The organism is Chitinophaga sp. CF118 (genome assembly GCF_900112615.1).
Lineage (GTDB): Bacteria > Bacteroidota > Bacteroidia > Chitinophagales > Chitinophagaceae > Chitinophaga.
On sequence record NZ_FOMK01000005.1, the window covers coordinates 344,560 to 363,742 of the forward strand.

Genomic DNA, 19,183 nt, shown 5'->3' on the forward strand with positions numbered 1-19,183 from the left:
TCTTTTTTAATAAATAAGAAGCCCGGCTACCAAAAGTGCCGGGCTTCTTTTATTTTCTCTTAAAAAATACGAATCCATTTTTTTCTCCTACTACTACCAGGTTGGGATTAGCTCTCCACGGTTCGCTATCTGTAATCCGGCAAATGAAATAAGTAGGCTTATCTACCGGGCCGCTTAACAGCCAGTCCCTGTTATAATAGTTCTTATTAGCTGGTGGCAGCATTTTCGCATAGAAGAGATGCGCATAACTATGATAGCTGAGCACCTGCACATATGCATCTTTCCCTTCAAAAGACTGGAAGAATTCAATTGCTGCTCCCTGTGAATACTTTTCAATTTTAGGCGTGAAATGCACAATTGTGACCTGCACAGCTAAAATGGTACTCAGGAACAGGCATAATAAACCTGTCTGCATTTTTTTCCGGAACAGTAGTACAGCACTGATAATGATCAGCAACATATAACCTACACCATAAAACGCTTCCCAGGCAGACCAGGGTACGTTAGCCTGTAGATTAGCCTGTGCAAACTTATTGTCGATATGTGGGATCAGGTCCTGTTTGTACACACCTACAATTGGTAATAATGCGATCGCGAACCCCAGTATTAGCCCTGTTAATAATATCAACCCAATGCTCCATGCAGACAGTTGTACTTTCTTTTCTGTAATACGGTACAGTTGCCACGCCGCCAGGAAACTGAGCGGGAAATAACAGAGGGAGGAGTAATGTACAATCTTGGTTTCAACGATAGAGAACAGGATTAGTACTACCCAGAATAACACCCACATCCATATTTTGAAGTCCTTTATTTCAGTTGATTGTGAGCCGCTGTAAATAGACCTGCCTTTACGCCCTTTAAGATAGGAGAACAGGAAAATACTGGCAGGAAAGCAACCGAGTAGAAGTACTATCCAGTGATAAAAGAAGGAGCCTCCATGTCCGGCATCGGGAGTGGTGAGCAATCTCACCTGGTAAGTAATGAATTGATTTACGAACCACCAGCCATGAGAAATGATCTCATAACCGAACCAGAGGGCAGTGGTAATAGCCGTAGAAAGCACGATGACACCCAGTTGCAGGAATTGGATACCGGTCTTTCCTTTCTTACAGATCCAGTATACCAGTAATGTGAGCAGACTAACGAGGATGGCTACCGGTCCTTTTGTTAATACGGCCAGTCCCAGGAATATACCGCTCAATATCGCCATCCGCGAAGGTTTGGAAGCATAGCTGATCCGGAAAGCAAAATAGATAGCGAGAAATATTAAGAGGTTGAAAGCAGGATCAATGATACCTGATTTGAAATAGATATGAGGCAACCATGATCCGGCGTAAGCCAGTGCCCACCATAGTCCCAGTTTGGCATCTGCCAGTTTCTTACCAATTCCGTAGAGGCAGAGCAGGGTAATGATTCCGATGATGGCGTTTGGAAAGCGGGCAGCAAACTCGTTGATACCAAACAGGTGCATACTGGCCGCCTGTAACCATATGAATAATGGTGGTTTTTCCCAGAAGGGCATAAAATCTATCTGAACCTGGGAGTAATTATGACTTACAATCATTTCCCGTGCAGCTTCAGCAAAGTTAATCTCGTCCCAGTCAAACAGGTGCACAGCCCCCAGAAAGGGTATGAAAAGGATGGCAGCCGCAATGGCAATCAACAGGTATCTCATTCCATTCATTAGTTGATGCGTTAATTTTTGTTGACCTGGTTAATTAAGTTGATCTGCCCTAATTCACAATTCAACAAAAATAACTAAATCAACTTAGACCTACCATCGCTTCCTGACAAATTTCGGGCGATGAATTGATTTTTCGTTGTTCGAACAGCATGTAAATGAATACACTGGACAAAGTACCGATGATGCTACCTACATATACGTCAATAAAGAAATGTTGTGCCAGATAAATTCTGGACCATGCAGCTATCAGTCCCATGAACATGAACAGTGCGCCTGCTATTTTATTTTTACTGATTAATGCAAGGAAGCAGAACATAGCAAAAGCAGTGGTGGTATGTCCTGACGGAAAACTGCAGCTACCGTGTACAGTTACCCATTTTACAGTATGGATCAAAGAAGGATCACTAAAATAATGCATGGGTCTTGGTGCATTGAAAAAGTGTTTAGCAGTCTGTACTACTATTGTTACCAGAATTAAGATGGCCGCTGCATTGCAGAACAATCTTATTTTTCTGAGCATCAGGATAATGGCCAGCATAATGCCGAAGGTGATTCCATCTCCGATGTAAGTAACTCCAGTCATTAGCACATCGGCCCATGGCGCATGTGCCTGATTAATTGCCAGAAACAGTTCTTCATGTGTGAAGAAAAAAATCTGTAATACGGCACCTGTTACTACCCATAACAGGAACGGTATAAAGAACCACAGGTTCTTACCGAACAGTGTAATCAGCGTTTTCAAATATCGCGTTTTAAAGTTGTAGGTTGTGTCCTCCCGGCGGACCTATATGCCGGCAGTCTTTTTTATACTCTTCTTTTCTCTCAGGTTTTGAACAAATTGTTTAACCAATCTGAAAAACTTGTTGTAATAATCTTTGTTGAACAGTTGGGAATCGTTTAGCGCTTTCACAATCAGGAAAACGGCAATTGGAATAAGCACAATATTCGAAAGCCACATACCACTCCAGGTAGCCATTACATCTTTACGCGCCATCTTTTCCCCAACCATGAAGAATATATTAAATATCACAAAGAATATAACGGCAAAAATGAGTGGAGTACCTAAGCCTCCTTTACGAATAATTGATCCCAGTGGTGCACCAATCAAAAACATAACGATGCAGGAAAACGCCAGTGTAAATTTACGTTGCCATTCTACTTTATGCAGAAGCAGGGTAGAATGTTTATCTGCAAATTCTTTAGCAGGTCCTTCAAGGTTACTGATTCCGTCACGGATATTTTGTTCAGTCCTCTCTGTTACATAACGCAGGGACTTCTCAGGTATTATATCTTTAAAATGTTTTACTTTAAGTGGAGGTGCGCTTGCCAGCCAGCCGGTATCCTGCCATTTATAGAAAGGGTAACGTGTGGTGATATAGGCATTCACGGTACGGCTGAAGATCTTTTCCTGTTTAGCCAGGGAGTCGATAGCTTTATCCAGCTGGCGTACATTCAGCATTTGCTGGTTAGAGGCAAAAAGGCCCATATCCAGGCGGCTGAAGGCAAATGAGCTAAGGTCGAATGCTTTTTTATATTCCCGGAAGCCGAGACGGATAAGATCTCCCGGAGTGGTAGTATTCCGGCTGTTCCGTTCTTCGTAGCGCCATCCTTTTTCGAGTACGAAATATAGAAAGCGTTTATCTGCCGAGAGCAGCATGGTGCCTTTTTCGGCCAGGATGAGTTTATCTCCGCCACCGGAGGTGTGATCAAAGATCATTACCTGGTGGATGGTTTTATTATCTTTTTCCTTGCTGGCTACTTTAATGGTATAGTCCGGTATATCGGTATAAAATACTCCTGCTTTAATGTTAAAGGCAGGTTTGGAATTGGTGATATCGTATAGAAGTGACTTAGCCCGGAGGTTGGCCACTGGCATAGCATAGTTATTAAAGAGGAATGCCAGCACCGCGATAGTAGTACAAACAAACAGAAGAGGGCGCATGAAGCGGAGCAGGGAGATGCCGGATGATTTAAGTGCAACCAGTTCAAAGCTTTCGCCCAGATTCCCGAAAGTCATGATAGAAGAAAGGAGTACGGCCAGGGGCAATGCCAGGGAAACCAGGTTTGCGCTTGTATAGGTAATCAGTTCAATAATCACAGGTGTATCCAGTCCTTTACCCACAAGGTCATCAATGTATTTCCATAGGAACTGCATCACCAATACGAATAAGGTAACAAAAAAGGTAGCCACGAATGGGCCAATAAACGTTTTAACAAGTAGCTTATCCAGTTTTTTCACAGCCGGCAGTTAGTTATATACTTCCGGATCGCAATCCGAACTTTGTACAAATCTTACAAATTTAAGATGATTTCCGTAAGAAGAGCAGTTTAAAATACAGTTAAATTATTTAATAGGTACTTTAAATTTACAGGATGAAGATTTCCTCACTGACGCCTGAAGAGCAGGAATTAATTAATAATGCAAGCTGGATCTATTTGAAAAACAGTGCTTTACAGAAAGTGATGGAGCTTTTTGGAGCATTACAGCCTGCTTTGGAAGCGGATCCTGTAACGGCTTATTTCCCTTTTCCGGAGGGTTGTCTTGAAAAAGGGGGGAAGATTTCCAGAGGAGAGCGGTATAAGGAGTTACCGTATGCAATATTGGATTACCCCCGTTATTTTAGCCGGGAGGATATTTTTGCCTTCAGGACGATGTTCTGGTGGGGACATTATTTTAGTGCCACCCTGCATTTATCCGGAGGGATAAAAGACAGGTATAGCGAAATACTGGCAGGCGCATGGTCAATACTGGCCACACATCAGTTCCAGATCTACGTTCAGAACAATCCTTGGGAGCATGATTTCGGGAATGGGAATTACAAATTAATATCAGCTATGCAGGCACAGGAATTTGCGCATCTTATATACCAGCTACCTTTTATTAAACTCGCTAAACCTTATAAATTAGCTCTTTGGGAAAAAATAATACCTGAAGTAGTAATGGACTACGCATTACTGCTACAGATATTAGTTAATAAGTAACATAATCAACTAGTTACCAATTCTGTGGAACAGGTCTTTTACCTGGTAATCCCACAGCTGGGATTGATCTGCTATTTCTTTTTTCTCGGCAAAGTCTTTGACAATCAGGATAGTTTGAGTAGTTACTTCGGATATCTGGATGCGAAATTCAAAGAATTCTTCTTTGGGTGCATGTTTCCAATGTAAACGTATGTACTCATTTTCCTGTTGTTCCAGTACTTCTGCTTCTTCGGGTGAACCATTCCATGAAAAGGAGAACACGCCGTCGCGGTAATCTACTTTATCTGCAAACCACTCCTGTAAACCTGCCGGGGTAGATAGGAACTCGTATAAGATACTTGGTGAGCACCGTACGGGGTATTCTAACTCATATTGCACTTTCTTTGACATCGCTCAAGTAATTAGTAATTCAATATCATCTGGCTGCAATTATAGAAAATTATTTATTCTGTCAAAATTATTTCACGTTTTTTTTAATAATTAGCCCAAATCTTTTTACACTTTATAAATAACAATTCTATTATAAAAAATAGAAATACATTAGCATTTGAGAGGGAAATTCAGGTGCTTTTTGTTGCCTGATATACGTTTGAGGGTTTCAATAACAAACTTATGAATGATCAAACGTTTTTGCTTGAAAAGGATTTAATAAGTAAACATTTTTTTTGGGTACTGTCTAAAAAAACTTATTTTTGTCTTGCATTCATCAAAAAGGTAACATTTTATTCACCTGTAACTGTTCCGAGTCTTTATGTCAATGCGCCAACTGAAAATCACGAAGTCCATCACGAATAGAGAATCTCAATCTCTGGAGAAGTATCTGCAGGAAATTGGGAAGGTGGATTTAATCACTCCGGAGGAAGAAGTGAATCTGGCTATCCGCATTAAGCAAGGGGATCAGAGAGCCCTCGAAAAGCTCACCAAAGCCAATCTGCGTTTCGTGGTGTCTGTTGCAAAACAGTACCAGAACCAGGGATTGTCATTGAGTGATCTGATAAACGAAGGGAATCTCGGCCTTATTAAAGCGGCCCAGCGTTTTGATGAAACCCGTGGTTTCAAATTTATCTCTTATGCTGTATGGTGGATCCGTCAATCTATCCTCCAGGCATTAGCAGAACAAAGCCGTATCGTGCGCCTGCCGCTTAACAAAGTGGGCTTGAGCAATAAGATCAGCAAGGCTTATTCCCAGCTGGAACAGGAATTTGAGAGAGAACCATCTCCCGATGAGTTAGCTACCATTCTTGAAATCAATACGGAAGAGGTAGAAGCTACTTTAGGCGTTGCCGCCCGTCACGTTTCAATGGATGCTCCTTTCATAGATGGTGAAGACAATTCCCTGCTGGATGTATTGGCTAATCCCAATGCAGTAAGTGCAGATGAGGCGCTGGAACATCATGATTCATTACGTCGCGAAATAGAACGGTCCCTTTCTACGCTGACAGACAGGCAGAAAGATGTGATAATCCTTTACTTTGGTATTGCGGTTGAACATCCGATGTCCCTGGAAGATATAGGCGAAAAATTTGGCCTTACCCGTGAAAGAGTACGCCAGATCAAGGATAAAGCAATTACCAAATTGCGTACTACTTCCCGCAGCAAACTGTTGAGAAACTATCTCGGAAGTTAATTCGGGAAAGTTGCTAAATCAAATTAGTAAATCTGATTAGAGGATCTCTTTAATATATTTTAAAGGGTGAGTACCGGAAGGTATTCACCCTTTTTGCATTGGTGTACTACCGTAATAAGTGGCTGATGAGTTAATATATAAACAGGTGGTAAGCGGGAGGTAAACGGGAGGTAAACAGGTATTTACCGAACAAACACCTGTTTACCTCCCGTTTACCTCCCGTTTACCACCTGTTAAATATGCTTTTCGTGGCAGGCTCTTATTGCAGACTCTAACTTTCAGGATCATTTAATTTTGTTAATTATAGCTACCCACTGGTTTGCATGCTACTTTATACTATTTTTGCAACCCTTGAGCCCTGTTGTCAGCGGGGTTGATTTTAAAAAAAATAAATTACTAATGTTCGAATCATTATCAGAGCGGCTCGACTCAGCATTCAAGCAACTGAAAGGTGAAGGCCGTATCAGTGAAATAAATGTGGCCAGCACGGTGAAAGAAATACGCCGCGCACTGGTGGATGCTGACGTAAACTATAAGATCGCCAAAGACTTTACCGACAGGGTAAGAGAAAAGGCTTTGGGTGAAAAGGTAATTACCGCCATTTCTCCCAGCCAGCTGATGGTGAAGATCGTAAAGGACGAACTGGCAGAACTGATGGGAGGGGCAGAGGCCGAACTGGATCTCAAATCCAATCCTACGGTAATCCTGATAGCAGGTTTGCAGGGGTCGGGTAAAACGACCTTTTCCGGTAAACTGGCTAACTTCCTGAAAACGAAGAAAGGAAAGAAACCTTTACTGGTAGCGGCAGATATTTACCGCCCGGCGGCGATTGACCAGTTGAAAGTACTTGGAGAGCAGATTGGGGTAGAAGTATACAACGAACCTGAGAATAAAAATGCGGTAAAGATAGCGGAGAATGCTATCCAGCATGCAAAACAGAATGGTTATAATGTAATCATCATAGATACTGCCGGCCGTTTGGCTGTAGATGAAGTGATGATGGCAGAGGTTGCGAACGTGAAGGCAGCAGTAAAGCCCAACGAGATCCTTTTTGTGGTGGATTCCATGACAGGACAGGATGCGGTGAATACAGCCAAAGCGTTCAATGAGCGGCTGGATTTCAGCGGGGTAGTATTGACCAAGCTGGACGGTGATACACGTGGCGGGGCGGCCCTTACGATCAAATATACGGTGGAGAAACCCATCAAGTTTGTAAGTATGGGCGAAAAGCTGGATACGCTGGATGTGTTCTATCCGGAGCGTATGGCACAGCGTATTCTGGGGATGGGTGATATCACTACCCTGGTAGAGCGTGCTCAGGAGCAGTTCAATGAGGAGCAGGCAAAGAAACTGGAAAAGAAGATCCGTCAGAACCAGTTTGACTTTGATGACTTCCGTGAGCAGTTACAGCAGATCAAGAAAATGGGTAACCTGAAAGACCTGATGGGGATGATCCCGGGTGTTGGAAAGGCTATTAAAGACCTGGATATCAGTGATGATGCGTTCAAGGGTATTGAAGCGATGATAGGTTCAATGACCCCCCAGGAGCGTAGTAATCCGGATGTGATTGATGGCAGTCGCCGCAAGCGTATTGCCAAAGGAGCAGGTAAAGAGATCCAGGATGTAAATCAATTCATGAAACAATTTGACCAGATGCGTCAAATGATGAAAACGATGAATAAATTTGGAGCAGGCGGGAAAGGCTTAAGAGCGTTGGGGAAATAAGAGATATTTAGCTGGAATTGAGGCCTGTTATCTTAATTCTATAGAAAATATTTTGAACTTCCTTATTTACTACGTACTTTTGCAGCCCGATTAAATATTTTTTTTAAACTCGCAAAAAAATAATTCGAATTATTTATGCCAGTAAAGATCAGATTACAACGTCATGGCGCTAAGAAGAGACCATTTTATTTTATTGTAGTTGCCGACGCTCGCGCGCCCAGAGATGGTAAATTCATCCAGAAGATCGGTACTTACAATCCGCTGACTGTTCCTGCATCTATCAATATAGATACAGAAAAAGCATTGCGTTGGTTGCAGAAAGGTGCACAACCTACTGACACAGTTAGAAGAATCCTGTCATTTAAGGGCGTTCTTTACCTGAAGCACTTGCTGAGAGGTGTTAAGCTGGGTCTGTTTGATGAGCCTACTGCTTTCCAGAAATTTGAACAATGGCAGGCTGAACACGAGCAGAAAGTTGCTGCCCGTCGTGATAACAAAAAGCCAAGAGCAGTTCAGCCAATTATTAAGAAGGTAGAAGACGCTTCTGCTTCGCAATCTGAAAGCGGCGCTGAAGCTTAATCCAGCTTTTTAAAAATCATATTGAAAAGGGAAATATTTGCGTGCAAATATTTCCCTTTTTCATGGCCGGGAGGAGTCGTAAAAAGCATATGAATAATTACTTTAGTATCGGTAAACTGGTTGCCGTATTCGGCTTACAGGGAGAGTTCATCCTCAAACATAGTCTGGGTAAAAGAACCAGTCTGCAGGGAGTGGAAGCGCTTTTCGTGGAAGAACGCAAGAATAGTTTTATTCCGTACTTTGTACAAAAGACGAGTATTAAAGACCATGAGCATGTGTTTGTAAAGTTCGAAGGCATTGATAATAAGGAAGATGCCCGCCGTTTGTTACAAATGGGGGTATATATGGAAGAAGCGGATTTCAAGAAACAGACAGCCTCTTCTGCTCCTTTATCTTTACTGGGCTTTACGGTACATGATCAGCAACTGGGTATACTGGGTGTTATTGAAGAGATTATTGAGATGCCGATGCAGGTTCTGGCCAAGATAGTGATCAGTGAAAAGGAAGTATTGCTGCCCCTGAATGAGCAATCGCTGGTAAAGGTGGACAAGAAGCTGCAGATCGTACATGTAGACCTTCCGGAAGGATTAGTGGATATATACTTAGCGTAATCATGAGAATAGATATCATTTCCGTACAACCCGGGCTGCTGGAAAGCCCTTTTTCGCACTCCATTTTAAAGAGAGCGCAAACAAAGGGCCTGCTGGAGGTATATGTGCATAACCTCCGGGATTACTCCACGCAGAAGCAAAAACAGGTAGATGACTACCAGTTTGGCGGCGGGGCTGGTATGGTGATGATGATAGAACCAGTGGTAAGGGCTATTGAGACCTTACAGGAAACCGTGAAATACGACGAGATCATTTATCTGACCCCCGATGGAAAAACGCTCAACCAGCAGATAGCTAATCAGTTATCCCTTAAAGGAAACCTGTTACTGTTGTGCGGGCATTATAAAGGAATTGATGAGCGCATCCGCACGCATTTTGTTACAAAGGAAATCTCGATAGGAGACTACGTGCTTTCCGGTGGGGAGCTGGCAGCTGCGGTACTGGTAGATACCATCGGCCGTCTGATACCCGGGGTGCTCAATGATGAAACTTCGGCTTTGCTGGACTCTTTTCAGGATAATCTGCTGGCACCTCCTGTATATACCCGTCCGGAAGAGTTCCGTGGCTGGAGAGTACCGGATGTGCTGCTGAGCGGGGATCATAAAAAGATTGATAACTGGCGGCATGACCAGGCAGTAGAACGCACTAAGGAACGCCGTCCTGACTTATTATAAAAATCCGGGCAATTTGAGTTGATGGGAAAGGTAGTGCAGCCAGATTCTCAAATTTCTTTCTGATTTAATTTGGATTTTGATATTTCTTAAATTACCTTTGCACTCCGATAAATATTTGAATGATGAACGCTATTTCTTTTGTTCACGAGCAACTGACAGGTAACAAAACATACCCTAAGTTTAAGGCCGGTGACAACGTCACTGTAAATTATAAAATTGTAGAAGGTAATAAGGAAAGGATCCAGTCCTTTAAGGGCGACGTTCTTAAAATCCAGGGTACTGGCTTTACTGCTTCTTTTACAGTTAGAAAGATATCTGATGGAGTAGGTGTAGAAAGGGTATTCCCTATGTTCTCTCCAAACATCGATAGTATTTTACTGCATAAAGTAGGTAAAGTAAGAAGGGCTAAATTGTATTATCTGCGCGAACGTGCTGGTAAAGCTGCCCGTATTAAAGAGAAAAGGGTTTAGTATAAATACAGGGAAATTAGTGATAACGGGGACCCTTCCGGTCTCCGTTTTTATTTAATTGGTGAAGGTCGCATGAACTTGCAGTCTTCACCTTTTCTATTTTATGTGTTTAACGAACGCTTCTATTCCAATAGCTGGAACCTCTTTGTCCAGGTTATGGAAAAGTTAAAATTAAGCCAATGCCTGTAAGCATTCCGAACAGGCTTCTTTTCTTGTGGTGAACAGGCATCAGTATTCTATCAGCAGAGCCTGTACCCCATGTTTATAAGCCGCAGGCCCTTACGCTTAAAATAAAATTAAAACTCTCCCAACCCAACCCAGGAGTGAAGAATTCCCGAATATATTTGTCTATCTTTGTTTGCTTAACATTTTAAAACTGAGAAAATGACTGCTGTTATCGTAAAATCTCCTTTCTTATTATTCCAAGACTTAGGTATGACAGAAATACTTTTAATTGCAATGGTTGTATTGTTATTGTTTGGTGGTAAGAAAATACCTGAACTGATGAAAGGACTTGGAAAAGGTATCCGTGAATTTAACGATGCCAAGAACAATGTTCGTAAGGAAATCGAAGATGGTATAAAAGAACAGCCTTCTACTACTGATCAGAAGAGTGTTTGATATACCTGGGCAGTCCCTGTAAAAAGGGACTTGATATGATATCCTGACCTATCAAACTGAATTGGGGGACGAGAGCTTGAATGCTACATCTGACCAATACGCCACCGGTATATCCCGGGTTGTTGCCGACTGAGTTATTTAACCAGTATATCCTGGCTTTCACGTTTGACTGATTAATCTTATTTTTTCAAGCAATTTAACTGGTTTGGTCTTTGTCTAAATTCAGCAGTATATCGGCTTTTCACGAAGCATTATACGCCGGCAGAACGTCCTGTACGGAAATGGTACAACAGTATCTTGTCCGTATTGGAAAGACAAAACACCTGAATGCATTCCTGGAAGTTTTTGAAGAAGAAGCCCTGGAAAAAGCACAGGCACTCGACGCCCGTTTGCAAAAGGGGGAGCAGTTGGGTACGCTTGGGGGTGTTGTTGTGGGCATCAAGGATGTTATCTGTTATAAAGGGCATAAAATAAGCGCCGCTTCGCGCATGCTGGAAGACTTTACTTCCCTGTATTCTGCCACTGCCGTAGAAAGGCTGCTGGCAGAAGATGCTATTATCATTGGTAATCTTAACTGTGATGAGTTTGCAATGGGTTCCACAAATGAGAACTCAGCATATGGTCCTGTTCTTAATGCATTGGATAACACCCGGGTACCCGGAGGTTCTTCCGGTGGATCGGCAGTGGCTGTGCAGGCTGATCTGTGTATGGTAAGCCTTGGTAGTGATACAGGCGGTTCGGTAAGACAGCCGGCGGATTTTTGCGGTATAGTAGGCTTAAAGCCTACCTATGGCCGCATTTCACGGTACGGGCTGATTGCTTATGCCTCTTCTTTTGATCAGATAGGCATTTTTGGCAGGGATATTGCGGATGTGGCAATAGTTCTGCAGACTATTGCAGGACCAGATGAGTACGATAGTACAGCGGCTACAGAAAAAGTACCTGATTATCAAACATCCATGCACAATAAATCCTGGAAATTAGCGTATTTAAAAGATGCGCAGCATCACCCGGGACTGGATGCTGAAATGATGGAAGGCTACAGCCGTTTCTTTGAAGAACTTGAAAACGCGGGAAATACTGTCACAGCCGCGAATTTCGCCTATCTGGATTATGTAGTGCCGGCATATTATGTGCTCACTACAGCAGAGGCCTCCTCCAACCTTTCAAGGTACGATGGAGTAAAATATGGGCATAGAACTCCCTTGAAGAACCTGGACCTGGTTGAATTTTATAAAAAAAGTAGGTCTGAAGGGTTTGGAATGGAAGTAAAACGGCGTATATTACTGGGAACATTTGTGCTGAGTGCAGGCTATTATGATGCCTATTACACGAAAGCTCAACAAGTTAGACGACTGGTAGTAGATAAATTATCAGAGATCCTGTCCCAGTACGATGCGATCATAATGCCAACAGTGCCTTCAACGGCATTTAAAATAGGGGAGAAAACAGACGATCCTATAGCTATGTACCTCGCTGACATTTATACGGTACTAGCAAATCTGGCAGGGGTTCCGGCAATTTCGGTCCCTTTGCAGCGGCATTCAAACGGAATGCCGTATGGTGTACAGATCATCACAAAGCAATTTAGCGAAGCGAACCTGTTAAGCATTGCAGCGCATGTAATGCAAATCAGACAGGTCACTCCTGTTTAAAATAAATATGTGTATGAGGAAAATCTTACTAGCACTGCTGTTACCTACTCTGGGTGCATGGCATTCAGAAGTGAAAGGAAACAGCAGAGTACCCGAAAAGATGGTGGCTTCTTATGAAGTGGCTGATACAACGGTGCTGAATCACAAAGTTCATTTGCCCAAGGACACTACGGTGGCCCCATCGGCAACATCAATGGCTGTGCGCAAAAATGCACAAAGTTTACCTGCCAACATCAGTAGCCCAAAAGTCTACGAACAAATCAACAACAACATTGTAGCAGGTTACATCAATAACTTCGCAAGCAGGTATAGCCAGCATTTACAAGTAATGATTGCCAAAGGACAACCATATTTTATTATGGTTGAGAAAATCTTCAGAGAAAATGGTATTCCTGAAGAAATGAAATACCTGGCAGTGATTGAATCCAGCTTTAATACTAATGCCCGTTCCCGCGTTGGTGCTGTAGGTGCCTGGCAGTTTATGTCCGGTACTGCACGCATTTTCGGACTGAGCGTTGGTAAAAAAACTGACGAACGGAAAGATTTCTACAAATCAACCGTGGCTGCCGCGAAATTCTTAAATCAATTATACGACCAATTCGGCGACTGGCTGCTTGTTGTAGCTGCTTATAACTGTGGTCCGGGTGGCGTACAGCGCGCTATGAATGCGAGTGGACGCAGTGATTTCTGGGGCATGCAATATTTTCTGCCTGCAGAATCCCGTAATCATGTGTACAAATTCATTGCGACCGGTTATATTCTGGATCGCTTTAATAACTTCTTCGGTGTAGGTGATGACGGAGTGAAAATCATTCCTGCAAATATACCTGCTGCTGCAGCTGCTGTATCTCTTGCATCAGCAGAACTGACCGAAGATGAAATGTTCAATACCGTAGAGTTCAATATCACAGGTAAATACAGGATGGAGGCAATCGCCAAACGCCTGAATATGGAAAAGGCAGAACTGGATCATCTGAATCCTGATTTTGAGAGAATGATGTCCGGCCCTGATAATAGTTACGACTTACGCGTACCTAAAGATAAAATGAAAGCATTCCAGGCAGAAAAAGAAGAGATCCTGAAAGAATCTATTCAGATGATGCTGGATGATAAAGTTGCAGGTGTAGATAAATCCAAGTTCCCACCACCAGCACCAAAAATGGCTGTTGCTACGGAAGCTAAGGCTAAGAGAACATCTACATATACCCATACTAAGACTACTAAAGCAAAGTCTTCCAAGTATTCGGTAAAACACAAAACAACAGTAAAGCACAAATCAGTAACTAAGAAAAAAGTTGCTGCTAAGAAAACTACTTCAACTGTTGCAAAGAAGACAGCAAAATAAATAAGATATTATAATAAACAGGAAAGGCTAGCCGCAAGGTTAGCCTTTCCTGTTTTCGTGCATTGCTATTGTTAATCATAAATACACTGCGTCTGCCTGTTTTGGTTTCTAATTTAACTTTAGAATAAGATTGTAGATCAGATCTTTATTAAACTTCACCTAATCATCACGGCAGACAAGGTGTATTTATGATCAACAAGAGCAATGACACTTACCATGAGTGCTGTACTCAGAAAGAAATTACACGATGATCTTATCAATTCCATTCTTTTATGATGACTCATTTCTATAAATAAGAAACCCGCAAAACCATAGGCTCTGCGGGTTTCTGCTTTATAGAAAGGGTATTAGTGTTATACCCTGCTAGTTTGCAAACGATTTGCTTCTATCCTTTTCACGAGATCCAGTAAAGGACCAGTCATGAAGGTAGTTGCTAATGCCATCAATACCATCATCGCAAATATTTCAGGAGAGAGGATACCAAGATCATAACCGATATTCAATACTACCAGTTCCATTAATCCGCGGGTATTCATGAGGGCGCCTATTGCCAGTGAATCTGTCCATGACTGCCCCATGAGTTTGGCAGCGGCAGCACTTCCTCCCAGTTTACCACCTACAGCTACCAGCATGATCATTCCAAATACAGCCCAGAGATGGCCTTGTCCCAGCAAACCTATTTGTGTACGCAGTCCGGTGAAAACAAAGAAGATTGGAAGCAGCAATAATACACTCACGTCTTCCAGTTTATCCGTTAATAATTTCTGCACGGAAACTTCTGCAGGCATGATCACTCCTGCAAGGAAAGCACCAAACAAAGCATGAATACCGATTACCTCAGCAGCCCATGCGGAAAATAGCAGCATGAGGAAAGCCAGGGCTACAATAGATTTCTCTTTGTCTTTTGCTGCAAATTGCTGGAACTTTTTAGCGATCCAGGGTTTGATCACATACAACATAGTCCCTACAAAAATGAGAGCCATTCCAAGGGTTAATGCAGCACTCCAGAGGCTTCCTGCTTTTACAATAGTGATCACAACAGCAAGGATGCACCAGGCAGTAACATCATCCGCAGCAGCACAGGTAATAGCCAGTAATCCCAATGGTGTGCCAGTCAGTTTTCGCTCCTGCACAATACGCGCCAGCACCGGAAATGCGGTAATACTCATAGCAATACCCATAAACAGGGCAAAGGAGAGAAAACTAACATTCTCAGGTGAGAATTGCGGATAAATATAATATGCAAGCCAGACACCCAGGAAGAAAGGCACCACAATACTGGCATGACTGATCATTACAGCGTCGTGGGCTTTGTTCTTTATCTTATGTGTATCCAGTTCCATTCCTACTACGAACATAAAGAACGCAAGTCCGATCTGGCTCAGGAACTGAAGATTTTTAAAGCTATCTGCAGGAAACAGGAATTGACTCGTACTATGCGAAAGCCAGCCCAGCAGGGAAGGTCCAAGACAAACACCTGCTATAATTTCTCCTACCACAGCAGGTTGCCCAATACGTCCGGCAAGCCAGCCGAATACTCTTGCTGTTATTAAAATCAATATGATCTGCAATAGCAACAGAGCTAGCGGATGCTGTATATTATGCACTATTGCGTTCCATACAGTTTCTCCTGTACTGGCTGTTGCAGCAGCCGGAGCTACTTCAGTAGTCGTAATATTATGTCTGTTTCGCACAGACAAATTATCACCTTGTTTGATGATAAACCAGATCAGGCATCCGAAAAAACCAATAATCAGCGGGTACAACAACAGTCGTTTATTCATATCAGTCCTTATTAATTGCGAGAAAGATAATAATTATTATCATGTTGAAGGCATGTTTGTCCCTTTTTGCATGTTAAATAGCTTTAAACTTTTTAGTGAGTAATTGTCGCTTAGCTCTTTATGGGGTATATTGTACAACATATGGATACCAGGAGAGATTTCATTAAAAAGGCCGCATTATTGTCAAGCGGTGCAGGTTTACTGGGCGTATTGCCGGCTTCTATTCAAAAGGCGCTGGCCATAGATCCTGCTGCAGGAAGTACCTTCCTGGATGCAGAACATGTTGTACTGCTGATGCAGGAAAATCGCTCCTTTGATCATTGTTATGGCACACTGAAAGGCGTACGTGGCTTCAATGATCCGAGGGCCATTACCCTACCCAATAAAAATCTGGTATGGTTACAGTCAAACGAAGCTGGCCAGACTTATGCACCTTTCCGGTTGGACCTAAAAGATTCAAAGGCTACCTGGATGAGCTCTCTCCCGCATGCATGGGAAAACCAGGTAGATGCCCGCAATGATGGAAAATATGACAGATGGCTGGATGTGAAAAAATCAGGAAATAAGGAGTATGAGGATATGCCGCTTACCCTTGGGTATTACACCCGGGAGGATATTCCATTTTATTATGCCCTGGCAGATGCCTTTACGGTATGCGACCAGAATTTCTGTTCCTCTCTGACGGGTACCACTCCCAACCGGCTTTATTTCTGGACAGGGAAACTTCGTTCCGGACCCGAAGCCGATTCCCGGCCTAATGTGAGAAATAGTGAATCTGATTATGGTGTTCCTGGCAACTGGACTACTTTCCCTGAAAGACTGGAAGAGAATGGGATCTCCTGGAAGGTATATCAGAATGAAATTAGTGTGGGTGTTGGTTTTGATAGAGATGAAGATGACTGGCTAGCTAATTTCACAGATAATCCGCTGGAATGGTTTACGCAGTATCATGTAGGATTCTCTATCTCCCATTATAAATATATTCAAAAAAGATTGACCGAATTACCTGCTGAAATAAAGACGCTGGAAGATAAAGTAAAGACATTACCTGCAGGAAAAGAGCAGCAGGAAAGCCAGGAATTATTACTGAAAAAACAGGAAGAACTGACAACACGGAGAGAATATGTGGTACAATGGCGTCCTGAAAAGTTTGATCAGCTGTCACAGCGGGAAAAGAACCTGCATGAAAAGGCTTTCGTCACTAATAAAAAAGATCCAGGTTATCATCAATTAACCACACTTCGTTATAAGGATGGTGATACCGAAAGGGAGATGAAAGTACCAAAGGGAGATGTGTTACATCAGTTCCGGGAAGATGTGAAAAAAGGAGAATTGCCAACAGTATCCTGGCTGATCGCTCCCGGGAATTTCTCTGATCATCCCGGCTCTCCATGGTATGGTGCCTGGTATGTATCTGAAGTGATGGATATCCTTACGCAGAACCCGGAAGTATGGAAGAAGACTGTGTTTATATTAGCTTATGATGAAAACGATGGTGACTTTGACCACGTACCTCCATTTGTAGCACCTCACAAACCTGGAACAGGAGTTACCTCTAAAAATATCGATACAGCAACAGAATTTGTTACCCGCGAACAGGAGCTACGTAAAGTAGGAATGAAGGAGGAGGATGTGCGCGAAAGTCCAATTGGTCTTGGTTACAGGGTTCCTCTTGTAATTGCATCTCCGTGGAGCAGAGGCGGGTGGGTAAATTCTGAAGTATTTGATCACACCTCTTCATTACAGTTCCTGGAGAAATTCCTTGAGCATAAAGCAAAGAAGACGATCACTGAATCAAATATCAGCGAATGGCGTCGTACGGTATGTGGAGATCTTACATCTGTATTCCGTCCATACAACGGAGAGAAAATAGAGTTGCCTTCTTATGTAGACAAAGTTCCATTTATTGAAAGTATTCATAAGGCACAGTTTAAGAATGTTCCATCAGGTTTCCGGCAGCTAACACCGGCCGATGTTGCAGCCATCAACCATGATCCGGCCTCTTCAGCATTGATGCCCAGGCAGGAAGAAGGCATCCGTCATTCCTGCGCATTACCTTATGAGCTGTCTGTAAATGGACGTGTTTCAAAGGATAATACATTCGTCATCAATTTTCAGGCAGGGAATAACATTTTCGGAAAGCAGGCAGCTGGTGCACCATTCAATGTATATGCGCCGGGCAAGTATCAGTCAAGACACGATAAAGATAAAATGGAAGCGGTGAGGGCATGGTCGTATGCTGTTGCAGCAGGTGATCAGCTTTCAGATGCATGGCCACTTTCTCAATTTGAAAATCAGGAACATCATCTGAGAGTATATGGGCCAAATGGATTTTTCCGTGAGTTTAGAGGGAATGTCAATGATCCCGATCTGGAGATTATTTGCCGGAATGAAGTAAAGGGTAAACTGTTTACGGGAAACCTTGAAGTGGTTTGTTCTGGTGGCAAACACTATACTATTGAGATTACGGATCATGCTTATAAAAGTGGGAATCATACATTGGTAGTTGAGCCATCTGGTACCACTAAAATTGCCCTTGATCTGAGCCGCAGCTTTGGCTGGTATGATTTCAGCGTATGCGTGAAAGGATTTGAAGCATTTGAACAACGCTTTGCAGGACGTGTAGAGAACGGCAAAGAAAGCTTCAGCGATCCGTTGATGGGAAGAGTGAAGATTTAAGAACTATCATCCTGAGGCAGCGGAAATATTTTATCAGGCAGAAGGAATGCTAAGTCGTTTTGGTCTTGGAAATCTCCTATGTGTGAAGTGTAGGAAGAAGTTTGAATTTTAATATTTTATATGAATATATCAGTTAATGGAGGCCAGATAAAATTGAACATTGATAAGGTCTATTTTGTCATTGACGTTTTATATTGTACTAAAATAAAGAAAAACATCAACGTACTGGATGCAAGTAATTTTGGAAAGGACATTAAGGTGAAATTATTTCCCGATTTGGATACACCCTATGCTAAGTTCTTAAATAGAAATAACCTATTTAGTATAGAATTTATTCAATATTTGGATGAAGATATCGACTCTAGTGATGCTGCTCTGTGTTTTGCTACAGATACAGGATTAATTGTTTTTGTTGAGGAGAGCATTTTTATTGATTTTATCTCTAATTCTGATTACGATCAATTTGTTGATGCTGCGACTTCATCTAAAATAGATTATTGGGCAATGCTTGAGGCGAAATATACTCCTGGAGATATTGCACTTGTTTTGGCAGCAGGGGAAGATTCAGGATATGAATTCAGTTCAGGGGGAGTTTATAAAATTGACGTCTAATCCCTTCGCAAAACTGTCGGTTTAGCAAACCGACAGTTTTGCGAAGGGAAAGGATACCTGCCCTCCTACCTACAGGTATGTCGTACCGATATGATACTACAAGCCCTGCTAAGCAAGGCTCGGCTATTCCAATCG

General features: G+C 42.5%; 17 protein-coding genes. 12 read left to right on the plus strand and 5 right to left on the minus strand.

Annotation, left to right across the window (positions count from 1 at the left end; translation table 11 throughout):
* Window positions 1–49 precede the first annotated feature (49 nt).
* From BM176_RS21705 to BM176_RS21715, 3 genes are all read right to left on the minus strand, one after another.
* A complete protein-coding gene (locus tag BM176_RS21705; protein ID WP_218162258.1) occupies window positions 50–1,675 on the minus strand; it encodes an ArnT family glycosyltransferase in 1,626 nt (541 codons plus the stop codon).
* 88 nt (window positions 1,676–1,763) lie between these two features.
* Entirely contained in the window at window positions 1,764–2,426 is a 663-nt protein-coding gene (locus tag BM176_RS21710; RefSeq protein WP_090106421.1) for a phosphatase PAP2 family protein, read from the minus strand.
* A gap of 42 nt (window positions 2,427–2,468) precedes the next feature.
* Window positions 2,469–3,923: an LptF/LptG family permease gene (locus BM176_RS21715; RefSeq protein ID WP_090106422.1), complete on the minus strand. Its 1,455-nt coding sequence runs from the start codon at window positions 3,921–3,923 to the stop codon at window positions 2,469–2,471.
* Window positions 3,924–4,057: 134 nt separating this feature from the next.
* Between BM176_RS21715 and BM176_RS21720 the strand changes: the two genes are divergently transcribed.
* Window positions 4,058–4,666 (plus strand): hypothetical protein, encoded by a 609-nt coding sequence (locus BM176_RS21720; protein ID WP_090106423.1) that lies wholly within the window; start codon window positions 4,058–4,060, stop codon window positions 4,664–4,666.
* 9 nt (window positions 4,667–4,675) lie between these two features.
* Here BM176_RS21720 and BM176_RS21725 read toward each other — a convergent pair whose 3' ends face one another.
* Window positions 4,676–5,056 (minus strand): START-like domain-containing protein, encoded by a 381-nt coding sequence (locus BM176_RS21725; RefSeq protein ID WP_090106424.1) that lies wholly within the window; start codon window positions 5,054–5,056, stop codon window positions 4,676–4,678.
* A gap of 361 nt (window positions 5,057–5,417) precedes the next feature.
* On the opposite strand from BM176_RS21725, the gene BM176_RS21730 reads away from it, so the two are divergent.
* The 9 genes from BM176_RS21730 (at window position 5,418) to BM176_RS21770 (ending at window position 13,973) form a co-directional block, all read left to right on the plus strand.
* Window positions 5,418–6,293: a sigma-70 family RNA polymerase sigma factor gene (locus BM176_RS21730; protein ID WP_218162259.1), complete on the plus strand. Its 876-nt coding sequence runs from the start codon at window positions 5,418–5,420 to the stop codon at window positions 6,291–6,293.
* Window positions 6,294–6,692: 399 nt separating this feature from the next.
* The gene (gene ffh / locus BM176_RS21735; protein WP_090106426.1) at window positions 6,693–8,018 is read left to right on the plus strand and encodes a signal recognition particle protein; all 1,326 of its coding nucleotides are present in this window, start codon (window positions 6,693–6,695) and stop codon (window positions 8,016–8,018) included.
* Between the two features lie 135 nt (window positions 8,019–8,153).
* The gene (gene rpsP, locus BM176_RS33070) at window positions 8,154–8,597 is read left to right on the plus strand and encodes a 30S ribosomal protein S16 (protein WP_090106427.1); all 444 of its coding nucleotides are present in this window, start codon (window positions 8,154–8,156) and stop codon (window positions 8,595–8,597) included.
* A gap of 89 nt (window positions 8,598–8,686) precedes the next feature.
* Window positions 8,687–9,208: a ribosome maturation factor RimM gene (rimM, locus tag BM176_RS21745; RefSeq protein ID WP_090106535.1), complete on the plus strand. Its 522-nt coding sequence runs from the start codon at window positions 8,687–8,689 to the stop codon at window positions 9,206–9,208.
* 2 nt (window positions 9,209–9,210) lie between these two features.
* Complete coding sequence (gene trmD / locus BM176_RS21750) at window positions 9,211–9,882, plus strand: tRNA (guanosine(37)-N1)-methyltransferase TrmD (RefSeq protein ID WP_090106428.1); 672 nt, start codon at window positions 9,211–9,213, stop codon at window positions 9,880–9,882.
* 122 nt (window positions 9,883–10,004) lie between these two features.
* Window positions 10,005–10,352: a 50S ribosomal protein L19 gene (gene rplS / locus BM176_RS21755; protein WP_090106536.1), complete on the plus strand. Its 348-nt coding sequence runs from the start codon at window positions 10,005–10,007 to the stop codon at window positions 10,350–10,352.
* Between the two features lie 384 nt (window positions 10,353–10,736).
* Window positions 10,737–10,973, plus strand: coding sequence for a Sec-independent protein translocase subunit TatA/TatB (locus BM176_RS21760; RefSeq protein ID WP_090106429.1), 237 nt, complete (start codon window positions 10,737–10,739; stop codon window positions 10,971–10,973).
* Window positions 10,974–11,185: 212 nt separating this feature from the next.
* Window positions 11,186–12,628 (plus strand): Asp-tRNA(Asn)/Glu-tRNA(Gln) amidotransferase subunit GatA, encoded by a 1,443-nt coding sequence (gatA, locus tag BM176_RS21765; RefSeq protein WP_090106430.1) that lies wholly within the window; start codon window positions 11,186–11,188, stop codon window positions 12,626–12,628.
* A 13-nt stretch (window positions 12,629–12,641) separates the two neighbouring features.
* Window positions 12,642–13,973 carry a lytic transglycosylase domain-containing protein gene (locus BM176_RS21770; protein ID WP_177230482.1) on the plus strand — a complete coding sequence of 444 codons (1,332 nt, stop codon included), beginning with the start codon at window positions 12,642–12,644 and terminating at the stop codon, window positions 13,971–13,973.
* 353 nt (window positions 13,974–14,326) lie between these two features.
* Here the strand turns inward: BM176_RS21770 and BM176_RS21775 are convergent, their stop codons facing one another.
* Window positions 14,327–15,757, minus strand: coding sequence for a cation:proton antiporter (locus tag BM176_RS21775; protein ID WP_090106432.1), 1,431 nt, complete (start codon window positions 15,755–15,757; stop codon window positions 14,327–14,329).
* A 141-nt stretch (window positions 15,758–15,898) separates the two neighbouring features.
* Here BM176_RS21775 and BM176_RS21780 point away from each other — a divergent pair, with 141 nt between their 5' ends.
* Both BM176_RS21780 and BM176_RS21785 read left to right on the plus strand, forming a co-directional pair.
* On the plus strand, window positions 15,899–18,436 hold the full coding sequence (locus BM176_RS21780; protein WP_090106537.1) for a phosphocholine-specific phospholipase C: 2,538 nt from the start codon (window positions 15,899–15,901) through the stop codon (window positions 18,434–18,436).
* 120 nt (window positions 18,437–18,556) lie between these two features.
* Window positions 18,557–19,048, plus strand: coding sequence for a hypothetical protein (locus tag BM176_RS21785; RefSeq protein WP_090106433.1), 492 nt, complete (start codon window positions 18,557–18,559; stop codon window positions 19,046–19,048).
* Window positions 19,049–19,183 lie beyond the last annotated feature (135 nt).